This window comes from Agromyces sp. Root1464 (genome assembly GCF_001427265.1).
In the GTDB taxonomy this organism is placed as follows: domain Bacteria; phylum Actinomycetota; class Actinomycetes; order Actinomycetales; family Microbacteriaceae; genus Agromyces; species Agromyces fucosus.
On the sequence record NZ_LMFU01000001.1, the window covers coordinates 447,456 to 459,438 of the forward strand.

Annotated in this window: 8 protein-coding genes; 4 read left to right on the forward strand and 4 right to left on the reverse strand. The window is 69.8% G+C overall.

Annotated features, from left to right (window positions below; all coding sequences use genetic code 11):
* Positions 1-2: 2 nt before the first annotated feature.
* Positions 3-446 (forward strand): MarR family winged helix-turn-helix transcriptional regulator, encoded by a 444-nt coding sequence (locus ASD23_RS02040; RefSeq protein ID WP_235507606.1) that lies wholly within the window; start codon positions 3-5, stop codon positions 444-446.
* Positions 447-524: 78 nt separating this feature from the next.
* On the opposite strand, the gene ASD23_RS02045 is transcribed toward ASD23_RS02040, so the two are convergent.
* Together ASD23_RS02045 and ASD23_RS02050 are read right to left on the reverse strand one after the other, a co-directional pair.
* Entirely contained in the window at positions 525-1,127 is a 603-nt protein-coding gene (locus ASD23_RS02045; RefSeq protein ID WP_162248719.1) for a TetR/AcrR family transcriptional regulator, read from the reverse strand.
* 105 nt (positions 1,128-1,232) lie between these two features.
* Positions 1,233-2,144: a sugar phosphate isomerase/epimerase family protein gene (locus tag ASD23_RS02050; RefSeq protein WP_056005593.1), complete on the reverse strand. Its 912-nt coding sequence runs from the start codon at positions 2,142-2,144 to the stop codon at positions 1,233-1,235.
* Between the two features lie 221 nt (positions 2,145-2,365).
* Here ASD23_RS02050 and ASD23_RS02055 point away from each other — a divergent pair, with 221 nt between their 5' ends.
* The 3 genes from ASD23_RS02055 to ASD23_RS02065 all read left to right on the forward strand — a co-directional run bounded on the left by ASD23_RS02055 (position 2,366) and on the right by ASD23_RS02065 (position 8,591).
* On the forward strand, positions 2,366-6,802 hold the full coding sequence (locus ASD23_RS02055) for a ThuA domain-containing protein (RefSeq protein ID WP_056005596.1): 4,437 nt from the start codon (positions 2,366-2,368) through the stop codon (positions 6,800-6,802).
* A gap of 182 nt (positions 6,803-6,984) precedes the next feature.
* Entirely contained in the window at positions 6,985-8,058 is a 1,074-nt protein-coding gene (locus ASD23_RS02060; RefSeq protein WP_056005599.1) for a WxL protein peptidoglycan domain-containing protein, read from the forward strand.
* Entirely contained in the window at positions 8,055-8,591 is a 537-nt protein-coding gene (locus tag ASD23_RS02065) for an OmpL47-type beta-barrel domain-containing protein (protein WP_056005602.1), read from the forward strand. The genes ASD23_RS02060 and ASD23_RS02065 overlap by 4 nt, the downstream gene beginning before the upstream one ends.
* 114 nt (positions 8,592-8,705) lie before the next feature.
* On the opposite strand, the gene ASD23_RS02070 is transcribed toward ASD23_RS02065, so the two are convergent.
* Together ASD23_RS02070 and ASD23_RS02075 are read right to left on the reverse strand one after the other, a co-directional pair.
* On the reverse strand, positions 8,706-10,556 hold the full coding sequence (locus ASD23_RS02070) for a Xaa-Pro dipeptidyl-peptidase (protein WP_082571108.1): 1,851 nt from the start codon (positions 10,554-10,556) through the stop codon (positions 8,706-8,708).
* A 167-nt stretch (positions 10,557-10,723) separates the two neighbouring features.
* Positions 10,724-11,935 carry a PucR family transcriptional regulator gene (locus ASD23_RS02075; RefSeq protein WP_056005605.1) on the reverse strand — a complete coding sequence of 404 codons (1,212 nt, stop codon included), beginning with the start codon at positions 11,933-11,935 and terminating at the stop codon, positions 10,724-10,726.
* Positions 11,936-11,983: the final 48 nt, after the last annotated feature.

The following is an 11,983-nucleotide window of genomic DNA, read 5'->3' on the forward strand; positions in this document are numbered from 1 at the left end:
GCGTGACCGAGGCTCCCACCCCTCTCGACGAGGCCATCGCCGACGTCGAAATCCAGATGAGCGTGCTGTTCAGCAAGGCGCGTCTCGTCTGGAAGGAGGCTGCGCAGCAGGTGCACCCCGATCTGCAGCCCGCGGCCTACAAGCTGCTCTCCACGATCGTTCGACTCGGCTCCGCGAACGCCCACGTGCTCGCCGACATGTTCGAGATGGACAAGTCCGTCGTCAGCCGTCAGGTGCGCATGCTCGAGGAGCTCGGTCTCGTCGAGACCCGTGCCGACGAGCGCGACGGGCGCGTGCGCGTGCTCGTCGCGACCCCCGTCGCCGAGGAGCGGATCCGCGAGGTGCGCGAGCGCAACCAGCAGCGCCTGCATGCCGTGCTGCTCGACCACCCCGAAGCGGAACTGCGCGGCTTCGCCCAGTTGCTCCGGCGCATCGCCGAGGCCTGAGCCCGGTCACCCGTCACGACGCGCGAAGGCCCGTGCCCCTCGGGGCACGGGCCTTCGCGCATTCGGCCGCAGCGCGGATCAGACCGGGGCGGGAACGCGCTCGCCCATCAGCGACATGAGTCGCCGGCACGTGCGCTGCTCGTTCTCGGGAAGGCAGGACTGCGGGCGGAAGAGGGCGATCTGCTTGATCCCCTCCATCGAGGCCATCAGGAGATCCACCGCGCGATCGACGTCGTCGCACCGGAATTCGCCGGCGCCGACCGCCCGGTGCGTGAGGCCGAGGAAGAACCGCTCGGTCTCGTCGAGGAAGCCCGTCCAGCTCGCGCGCACGTCGGCGTCGTACAGCGACATCGCCACGATCTCGGTCGTGAACACGCGATTCGCGTCGTCGAGCAGGCAACTGCGCACCGAGAAGGCGACCGCGGCCTCGAGCTGGTCGGCGAGGCGCTCGTGCACCTCGGTCGCGCCCGCGATCTGGATGCGCCAGGCGTTGTAGTACAGGTTGCACGCCGCGAGGATGACCTCTTTCTTCGAGGCGTAGTGCCAGTACAGGCTGCCCTTGGTGACGCCCGCGCCGGCCGCGATCTCGTCCATGTTGACGCCGGCGATGCCGCGCGTCGAGAACAATGCGAACGCCGCAGCAGCGAGTTCGTCGGGTTTCGCCGAGGAGATGGTGGCCACGCGATTACCGTAGCACTTCGCCATACCGGCGGGTATTGACGCGGTGCCGGCCATTCAGGGAAGTGACCGGCCCCGACCGGGGAACCACCGGTCGGAGCCGATCGGTCATACGCCGGCGGGAACGCGGGCGAAACTCGGGACGCGCTCGGTGAACCCCGCTGCCGCGATCTCCGTGCGCAACCACCGCACCGAGTCGGCGAGCATCGGGCCGCCCTGACCCTCGCACTCGATGTTCAGCACGCCGTCGAAACCGTGTGCGCTGAGGCGCTGCAGGATCGCGCGGATGTTGTCGGCGTTGACGCCGTCGCCGGCCGCGACATGGCTGATCGCGATGCCGGTCGCGCCGCCGCGGGCGGCCTCGGCGAGCGACGCCGAGACATCCTTGATGTGCACGTGGGCGATGCGATCGATGAACTGATCGGCGAAGGCGACCGGGTCGTTGCCCGCGATGAAGGTGTTGCCCGTGTCGAGGTTCAGCCGCAGCCACGGCGTCTGGCCGCAGAAGTCGAGCATCTCGGCGAGGTACTCGGGGCGGGTCGTGAAGTAGCCGTGCGTCTCGATCGTGACGACGACCTCGTGCGCCTCAGCGACGCGGATGATCTCCGCGTAGCTGCGCTTCATCTGGTCGAGGGCCTCGCGATCGCTCAGGCCCTCGGGCTTGTAGAGGCCGTCAGTGGTGGCGACCCGCGGGGACCCTGCGAGCGAGGCCCAGGCGATCGCCTTCTGCACGTACGGAACGCCGACCGACATGCCGTCACGACCCGACAACGGGTAGGCGGCGTCGATCTGCGAGAACTCGACCCCGTACCCCTCCATCTTCCGGCGCAGCAGCACCGGATCCTCGATGAGGGAGATGTGCGGGAAGTAGCCGAGCCCGTGGATCCAGCAGGCGCCCTCGATGACGCCGGGCTCGATGTAGTGCACGTCGTGCTCCTGCGCCCAGGCCAGCGCCTGCTCGAACGACTTGTGGCTGGAGTTGAACGCATCGGTGTGGAAGCCGATTCCGATCTCCGGCATGGGGAACCTCTTTCTCGATCGATTCGGCCGCCGATCGGGTGAGCAGACGGCCGGTATGGAACTTTGCACCGCATGGCCGCCATCATTGCGCGGGATGCTGTCGATCGCCATACTTGCCAGTATTGACGTTTCGTGGTGCTGACCATAGCATGCTGAGCGTCGGCTTATGCCAACTCAGTGACGGAAGTTGCCAATTCAATGTTGAAAGGCTCGGTAGCACGATGAAGCCCAACCGAAAGACTCCGGTCCTCGCGACCGGACTCGCGATGGCGGCGGCGCTGACCGTCGGCCTCGTGAGCCCAGCCTCAGCCCATCCGGGTCACGAGGCCGAACCCGAGTTCCGCGCGCTCGTCTTCTCCGAGACGGCCGGATTCGTCCACGACTCCGTCGCCGAGGCGAAGGCCATGTGGGACGAGCTGGCCGCGGCGAACCACTTCGAGGTCGTCCAGGCCACGGACTCCTCCCTCTTCACCGACGCCGGACTCGCCGACTTCGACGTGATCGTGCTCGCGCAGGCCTCGGGCGACTTCTGGAACGCGTCAGAGGAAGCGGCATTCGAGAAGTACGTGCGCGCCGGCGGCGGCGTCGTCGCGATGCACAACCCGATCGACAGCGAGCAGGGCAACGCCTTCTACCGCTCGCTCATCGGCACCGAGTTCACGGCGCACTCGGCGGCGAACACGCCCGGAGTGCTCGACGTCGTCGATGACGAGCACCCGTCGACCGCCGAACTGCCCGACAGCATCACTCGCAACGAGGAGTGGTACGGGTTCACGAAGTCGGTGCGCGGTGACAAGCACGTGCTCACGGAAATGGACCCGACGAGCGTGCCGGCGAACACCCCCGGCCGAATGCTCGACCACCCCGTGACGTGGTGCGCGCCCTATGAGGGCGGTCGCACCTGGATCACCTCGATCGGCCACTCCAAGGCGTCCTACAGCGAGCCCCTCGTGCGCCAGCACGCGCTCGGCGGCATCCGCTACGCCGCGGGCGTCGTCGACGGCGACTGCACGGCGACCGACTGGGACAACTTCGACAAGGTGCCGCTCGACACCGAGACCTCGGCGCCGTGGGGCATCGCGATCGCCCCCGACGAGCGTGTGTTCTTCACCGAGCTCGTGCGCGGCCAGGTCCGCATCTACGACCCCGCCCTGCAGTCGACCGTGACGGCGGCGACGATCCCCGTCTACGGCGACGGTGAGAACGGCATGACCGGTCTCGCGCTCGACCCCGACTTCGAGACCAACGGCTGGGTGTACCTCTACTACTCCCCGGTCGGAACGCCGGTGAACCGCCTGTCGCGGTTCACGATGTCGGGCAACACCATGCAGCTCGACACCGAGAAGGTGATGCTCGAGGTGCCGGCGACCCGCGTCGCGGGTGAGATCGGACACACCGGCGGCACCCTGCGCGTCGACGGCAACGGCGACCTGTGGCTCTCGGTCGGCGACGACGTCGTGCCCTTCGAGTCCTCTGGTTACACCCCGATCGACGAACGAGCCGGGCGCGGCCACTTCGACGCCCAGCGCACCTCGTCGAACACGAACGACCTCCGCGGAAAGCTCCTGCGCATCCACCCCGAGGACGACGGCACCTACTCGATCCCCGCGGGCAACATGTTCGCCCCCGGCACCGAGAAGACGCGGCCCGAGATCTTCGCGATGGGCTTCCGCAACCCGTTCCGCTTCAGCGTCGACCTCGACGGCACGGTCTTCCTCGCCGACTACGGCCCCGACGCCGGCAGCGCCAACGCCAACCGGGGCCCCGCCGGCTACGTCGAGTGGCAGGTCATCCGCGAGCCCGGCAACTACGGCTGGCCGTACTGCCACGCGAACAACATCGCCTACAACGACTTCAACTTCGCGACGAACACGTCGGGAGCGAAGTTCGACTGCGCGAACCCGGTGAACGACTCGCCGAACAACACGGGCCTCACGCAGCTGCCCGCGTCGATCCCCGCCGAGGTCTACTACTCCTACGGCGCATCTGCGGAATTCCCGCAGCTCGGCAGCGGCTCCGGCTCGCCCATGGCGGGGCCGGTGTACCACTTCGACGAGACGCTCGAGTCCGACCGCAAGTGGCCCCAGTACTTCGACGGCACGCCGCTCTTCTACGAGTGGGGACGCAACTACATCAAGGAGTTCCAGCTCGGCGGCGACGGCAAGCTCAAGGCCATCAACCCCGTGCTGAACAACCTGCAGTTCCTCTCCCCGCTCGACCTGCAGTTCGGCCCCGACGGCGCGCTGTACCTGCTCGAATGGGGTGGCGGCTACGGTCGCGACAACCCGAACTCGGGCCTCTACCGCATCGACTACTCGTCCACCGGCCGAGCACCGACGGCCGCGGCATCCGCTGACGTGACCTCCGGCGGCGCCCCGCTCACCGTCGCGTTCTCGAGCGAGGGCACCGTCGACCACGACGGCGACGAGTTCGAGTTCCTCTGGGAGTTCGGCGACGGCGCCACCTCGACCGAGGCGAACCCGAGCCACACCTACGCGGCGAACGGCAACTACGAGGCCCGCCTCACGGTGACGGAGACCACCGAGTACGCGAAGACCGGCACCGCGACGGTCGCGATCGTCGTCGGCAACACCGCGCCGACGGTCGAGATCACCGCACCCGAGAACGGCGGCTTCTTCGGCTGGGGCGACACCCTGCCGTGGAAGGTCGAGGTCACCGACCCCGAAGACGGCGAGATCGACTGCGCCGACCTCTCCGTGCAACCGGCGCTCGGGCACGACGACCACGCCCACCCGGTCGACGCGGTGCACGCCTGCGAGGGCGACGCATTGACGATCCTCGACGAGGGCCACGCCGCAGCCGACGCCTTCTGGGTGATCGACGCGCGCTACACCGACAAGGGCGGCGACGGCGGCATCTCGCCGCTGACGTCGAGCGACACCAACGTCTACCGTGCGAAGCGGTTCCAGGCGCACTACTGGGACGAGGTCAACGACGTCGCCGTGGAGAACAACGCGGCGGCCGAGTACGGGCAGTACGTCGGAGACATCCAGGACGGCGACTGGCTGCGCTACGGCGACGTGAACTTCGCGGGAATCGATGCCGTGCGCTACCGCGTCTCGGCCGGCCCCGAGGGCGGCGGCACCATCGAGCTGCGCCTCGACTCGCCCACCGGCGAGCTCGTGGCGAGCACTCCCGTCGCGAGCACGGGCGGCTGGTTCACCTTCAAGGAGACCGACCCCACCCCGATCGAGGCGCCCGCCGGCACGCACGACGTCTACCTCGTCTTCGAGTCGAACCCCGGCGTCAACTGGTCGATGACCCTCGACGTGTTCGAGGCGATCGGCGCCGGCGTCGGTGAGCCGCCCGCCGGCACCCCGGTGATCGACAACGCGACCCAGGGAGACTGGATCGGCACGTACGGCGAACTCGGCCACGCGATTCCGAACGTCGGAACCGAGCTGCCGGCCGGCGTCACCGTGGCCCCCGTAGCAGGAACCTCGGCCTACACCTGGGAGCAGACCGCGACCAACGCCGCTGCCCTGCAGCTGCCGCCCGCCGGCACGTCGCGGCGAGCCTCGACGTGGTTCAGTCCCACCACCGCGGCAGTCGATGTCGGCATTCCGGCAGGTGAGGCGTACGAGCTGTCGGTGTACTACAACAGCTACGATGCCAGCCGACAGGCGACGATCACGCTGGCGCGACCCGATGGATCCCTCATCGGCCCCGCCCAGTCGGTCACCGACAACAAGCACGGCGTCTGGCTCACGTACCAGGTCGTCGGCCCGGTACAGGTTCGCGCGGCGAAGGGCACCGGACCGAACGCGGTCATCGGCGGCATCTTCCTCGACGAGGCGAACGCCTCGTCGGACCAGGATGCTCCGACCGTGACCGCCGACGCCGGCGACCCCGGCGCGTCGGGCTGGTTCACCTCCGACGTCAGCGTCGAACTGGCCGCTGACGACGGTGCCGGCTCGGGCGTGGAGTCGATCGAGTACTCGATCGGCGACGGCGAATGGGTCGCCTACGACGAGCCCGTCGCGGTCACGGAGGACGGCGAGACGCTCGTGCGCTACCGTGCCACCGACCAGGCCGGCAACGTCAGCTCGATCGGCGAGCTCACCGTCAAGCTCGACGCCACCGTGCCGACGGTCATCGCGACGAGCGTGGAGGCGCCGGCCGACAGCCAGTGGGCCACCCGTGGCATCACGCTCACGCTGACGGCCGACGACGGTGCCGGTTCGGGCATCGGCGCCGTGCAGTACGCAGTCGGAGAGGGCGAATGGGTCGCCTACACGGCGCCCGTCCGCATCTCGGCCGAGGGTCCGAGCACCATCCACTACCGCGCCCTCGACGTCGCCGGCAACGAGAGCGCCCCCGCGGAGTTCGAGATGCCCGACGCCCCGGCGCTCGACGTCGTCGCGACGGCGAGCACGCGGTGCGTGGCCGGCAAGGTGCTCGTGTCGGTGAAGGCGACGAACAACGAGTCGGTGCCGGTCGCGTTGACCTTCGAGTCGGCGTACGGCACCAAGTCGTTCGCCGCGATCGCTCCGGGCAAGAACGCGACGCACGTGTTCACGACCCGTCAGGCGAACGTGCCTGCGGACGCCGTCACCATCACCGCGACCGCGGTGACCAACGGCGCACCGGTGACGGTGACGCTCGAGACGGCGTACGCAGCGGCATCCTGCAACTGACCGGAACCCATCCGACCGGGGCGGTGGCCCGTCGTTCTCGACGGGCCACCGCCCCCTTGCCGGCACCGACCAGGCGACTCCGCCTGCAACCTGACCATCTCGGTCTTCGAATGAACTAGGGTCGGGATCGAGGCGTCGACCAGTACCGACGCCCCGATCCCGCTCGGAGAACACGTCGCGCCATGAAGCACTTCCGTCTCGTCCTCACCAGCCTCGCCCTGCTCGGGATCACCGCGCTCGCGCTGCCCACGGCTGCGGCCGCCGAAGAGGGCGAGACCGAGTCGCCGGTGACCTGGGCGATGAGCCCGGCCGACGCGGCCGGCCCCGACGGCAGGTCGTGGGTCGAGCTCGAGCTCGACCCCGGCGCCACCGCCACCGAGCACCTCGCGGTGCGCAACTTCGGCGATCGGGAGATCACCTTCGCGATCACCGCCGCCGACGGGTACTTCACCCCCACCGGACGGTTCAACATGCTCCCGTCCGACGCCACGTCGGTCGACGCCGGCACCTGGATCAGCGTGGAGGACCAGGTCACCGTGGCACCGGGAGGCACCGCCGTGCTCCCGTTCACGGTCGAGGTGCCCGATGACGCGACCCCCGGCGATCACGCCGCCGGCATCGCCGCCTCGATCTACACCGAGAGCGCCGGCGAAGGCGCCGGTCTCGGGGTCGAGAGCCGGGTCGGATTCCGGGTGATGACGCGAGTGACCGGTGCCGTCGAGCCCGGGCTCGCGGTGACCACCTCCCTCGACTACGTCACCTCCTGGAATCCGTTCGAGCCCGGGCGGGTCGAGTTCGCGTACGTGCTCGAGAACACCGGCAACGTGCGGCTCTCGGTGAGCGGATCGGTGGAGCACGGCGGAGCGACGTTCCCCGCGCCCGACAGCGAGCAGGCCCAGCCGATCGAACTGCTCCCGGGTGATCGGCGCACGCTGACCATCCAGGTGCCCGACGTCTGGCCGACGGGCGTCGTCACGCTGCCGCTCACGATCACCCAGGCCGTCATCACGCCCGATGGCGAGGCGACGCAGCTCGACCCCGTCGAGCAGGACGTCACCGTCTGGGCGATGCCATGGCCGCAGATCGTCATCGTCCTCGCATTGGCGCTCATGATCACCGGCCTCTTCTGGGGCCGTCGGCGCCGCACGAAGCAGATCGAGCAGCTCGTCGACCAGGCCCGTGAGGCCGGCCGACGTGAGGCGGAGCAGACCGTGGGCACGGAAGCCGATGGCCCCGTCCCGGAGTCGCAGCGATGACGCCCCGCGAGCGCACCACACGACGCCGGTCGGCCACCGCACCGGCGATCGCCTCCGCCGCGGCGCTCGGCCTCATGCTCGCCCTCTCGCCCACGCCCGCACTCGCGTCGGAGTCCGACGACGGTACCGACGTCACGGTCGACGTTCGCATCGCACCGGTCGACGTGACGGCGCCGACGGTCGAGATCGTCTTCGACTCCAGCGCCGGGAACGGGAACGGCAACGGCAACGGCAACGGCAAGCCGAAGGACGACGACCGACCCGGCAAGGCCAACGGCAAGCACGACGAGTACACCGCAAAAGGCGAGGTGCGCGTCACGGTGAACTCGAACGACCCCGGGCCTGCACCGGTCTCGGGTGTCGCCCTCGTCGAGTACTCGATCGACGGCGGGCCGTGGCTGCCCTACACCGCGCCCGTCGCCGTCAGGTCGCACGGCAAGCACAAGATCTCGGCTCGCGCCGTCGACGGCGCCGGCAACGTCAGCGACATCGAGCTCCGTTCGTTCAAGATCACGGGCAAGCCGCTGGACTGAGCCGGGCGGCTCGCGGCACTGCGTCCGACGCGACGCGACGGCCCGCACCCGGGCTCTCCCGGGTGCGGGCCGTCGTTCGTGCGGGGTGCGCGGTGCGCGGGCGGGGTGCGCGGGCTATGGAGCGGTGCGGAGCGACGCCTGCAACGCCCCCATCCCGCCGACGAGCGGCAGGTGCACCGTCGATGCCGACGGCTTGAGCGTGAGCTCGGTTCCGGGCGCCGGGCGCACGGTGTACTCGAAGTCGGACGACATGATGACGACGCCGATCCTCGAACCGGCCGAGAACACGTAGTCCTTCGGCTCGAAGTCGAAGTCGAAGCCGTACGAGGTGCCCGCCGCGATCGGCTCGGTCACGGCCGACGAGCTGCGGTTCTCGACGTCGGCCCAGCCGCGCGTGATGATCTTCGGCGCTCCGGTCGCGGGGTACTCCACGAGCAGTGCCGTGAGGTTGGCCTTGCTGCGATCCACCGACAGCTCGAGCGACACCGACGGCGTGCCCGAGAGGCGCAGCGGTGTACCGAGCACTCCCGTGCGGTACGCGAGGCGGTTCGGCGACGTCTCCGCTGCGGCGAGGGTGGTCGCGCGGATGCTCGCGTCGTCGACCAGGTTCTCGGTCGCACGGGAGCCGTCGCGTGAGACCGAGAGTCCGCCGACCCCGTCGGCCGTGGCTGCAGGGCTGAACTTCAGCTTGACCTGCTCCATGGCCGGGTCGGGCCACTCCGGGTACTCGGTGAGGGTGCGGTCCTCACGGACGATGTAGGCCTTCGGCAGCTGCTCGACGCCGTTCTCGACGTCGTAGAGGTACCGCGTGAACCAGCGGTTCAGGAGGGTGTCGTTCGGGTTGCCGCCGTGGCCGCCCTGGTGGAGGTAGATCTGGTGGGGCACGCCGTTGGCCTTCAGCGCCTCGTACAGGTCGGAGGCGTTCTTCGTCATCACGTTCCAGTCGTTCAGCCCGTGCGCGACGAGCGTGGCTGCCGTGATGTTCTCCGCGTCGGCGAGGTAGTCGCGCTCGTCCCAGAACGGGCTCGAGTCGCCGGTCGCCCGGTCCTCGTTCGCCCGGAGCTCGTCGATCACCGGCTGGCAGATCTCCTGGTCGAACCGCGTGTACACGTAGTCGGCCAGCACGTCGAGGTCTTCGCCCTGGTAGCCGCCGGGCGCTCGCACCGCCCCGTTCGAGCGGTAGTAGTTGTACCAGCTCGAGATGGCGGAGACCGGCACGATCGCCTCGAGGCCCTCGACGCCGGTGCTCGCGACGCCGATCGGCAACGTGCCGTTGTACGAGGTGCCGATCATGCCGACCCGACCCGTCGTCCAGTCGGCGGTGACCTCGGTCGCGCGGTCGATGCCCGTGTACGCGGTGGCTCGCCCGTTCAGCCAGTCGACCACGGCCTTGCCGGCCAGCGACTCGTTCAGGCCGCCCGACGTGGGGCAGCCCTCCGACCAGCCGCTGCCGAGGCCCTCCGCGTGCACGACGGCGTAGCCGCGCGGCACCCACGTGTTCTCGAGCGACCCCGAGATCCGGGGGCTCGTGCGATTCGTCGGCGTGTAGGCGGGCCACGCGTCCTTCTCGGCCGGCGGCGCGCCGATCTCGTGGTCGACCCCCCAGTTCGTGACCTCGGTGCCACCCGCGTAGTACGGGCTCATCTCCATGAGCACGGGGACCTTCAGCCCGTCGGCGGTCTGGGGCACGCGACTCACGTCGATGTGCACGAGGTCGGGCCGTCCGTCGCGGTCGGAGTCGACCTCGCTCTCGACCCACGCCTCCTCGTTGATCCACTCGGACGCCACCTTCGTGAAGACCGCCTGCGACAGGCCGTCCTGGAAGGTCGGTTCGATCTCCGGCGTCGACGCCGCGTAGGCGGGCGTCGCCGCGACGACGAGGCCACCGGCGAGCACCGACGTCAGTGCCACGGCGACGGCACGACTGCGCCGTCGTCGGTCTGGGTGGAGGGCGGCTGCGGTCATGTGGAGCTCCTTCGATCGTGATCGGGGACCCATCGGCTCGCCGCTCCATGCGGACGGAGCGAGCCCCCACTGGCTCACAGGCTAGGCAGAGCGGGGGCTCCGGTCACGCGTCAGATGATGCGACGGAGTCGTGAGGCGATCGACAGATGTCGATGCCGTCCGCGTGCTCAGCCGGCGCGTCGGGTGCCGTCGCCCGCCGTCGCCTCTGCGGCACGCATCAGGAGCGCGATGTGCACCCCCAGTCGATCGAGGCCGTCGTCGAGGTCGATGCCGAGGATGCGCTGCGCCCGATTCAGCCGGTTGTAGAGGGACGTCCGGTGCACGCTCAGCCTCGTCGCGGCCGACTGCACATGGCCGGCGGCCGCGAGATACGACTCGAGCGTCTCGATGAGCACCTCGCCGTCGCGTTCCGCCGCGAGTCGCTCGAGTCCGGGCTCGAAGTCGCTGGAGCGCAGCCCGGCGGCGGATGCCGAGTCCAATCCCCGGTAGACCCCGAGACGGTCCCAGTGCAGCACGCGCTCGCCGAGCCGGAACGAGTCCGCGATGCCGAGTGCCCGGCGCGCCTGCCGGTAGCCGTCCCTGGCGGCGACGACGGATGCCTCTCCGCCGACGCCGACCCGGAGAGCGCCCGCGATCGCTTCGCCGGCCGACTCTGCGACCACCCGGGCGATGCGGTCGGTGTCGCCGAAACGACCGGTCGACGACGGAACGAGGACGGCCGCGTGGTCGCTCTTGGCGAACGCCAGTACGCCGCGGCCGCCGAGCGCACGACGCGCCTTGCGCGCCCCGCGCTCGAGCTCCTCGTCGGCCGGGCCGTCTCGGGGCCTCGGCGGTGCGTCGGCCATGAGCACGTAGACGCGGAGCAGCCCGCTCTCGAACCGTCCGGACTCGACGAGCTCCTCTGCCGCACGGCGCCGCACGTCGGCGCGACCCAGCACGAGCTCCCGGGCGAGCTCGTCCTCACGGGCCGACTCCCCTTCCTCCGACATCCTGACGCGCGCCCATTCCTCGGCGACCAGTTCAGCCGAGGCACCCGCTCGCACGAGGTCGAGCGGTCTCGCTCGCTCGGCGGGCTCGATGAACCACAGGTGCCCGAACACGATGCCCGCCCGACCGATCGGCACGCAGACGCGCGGCAGCATGCCGAACTCGGGGTTGCCCGGGACCCGCACCGGAGAGGTCGCGGCGTAGACGCCGAGCCGACTGAGCCAGGTGTGGACCGCCGGATCGGCGCGATGCTCGAGGATCGAGCGGCGACGGACCTCGTCGATCTCGTCGGGGTGCGGACTGTAGGCGACGACGGAGCGCCGATGGTCCTCGACGAGGGCCGGGCGCCCGAGCTCGGCGGCGATGCGGGTGATCGTCTGCTGCAGGCTCATGGGCGTCTCGGGGTCACGGCTCGTGCGGGTGCTGGGTCGCCTCCCAGC

Excerpts from the sequence above, each read along its gene's own strand:
- ASD23_RS02050 (WP_056005593.1), bottom strand. The coding sequence starts at position 2,144 with ATGCCGGAGATCGGAATCGGCTTCCACACCGATGCGTTCAACTCCAGC.
- ASD23_RS02055 (WP_056005596.1), top strand. The coding sequence starts at position 2,366 with ATGAAGCCCAACCGAAAGACTCCGGTCCTCGCGACCGGACTCGCGATG.
- ASD23_RS02060 (WP_056005599.1), top strand. The coding sequence starts at position 6,985 with ATGAAGCACTTCCGTCTCGTCCTCACCAGCCTCGCCCTGCTCGGGATC.
- ASD23_RS02065 (WP_056005602.1), top strand. The coding sequence starts at position 8,055 with ATGACGCCCCGCGAGCGCACCACACGACGCCGGTCGGCCACCGCACCG.
- ASD23_RS02070 (WP_082571108.1), bottom strand. The coding sequence starts at position 10,556 with ATGACCGCAGCCGCCCTCCACCCAGACCGACGACGGCGCAGTCGTGCC.
- ASD23_RS02075 (WP_056005605.1), bottom strand. The coding sequence starts at position 11,935 with ATGAGCCTGCAGCAGACGATCACCCGCATCGCCGCCGAGCTCGGGCGC.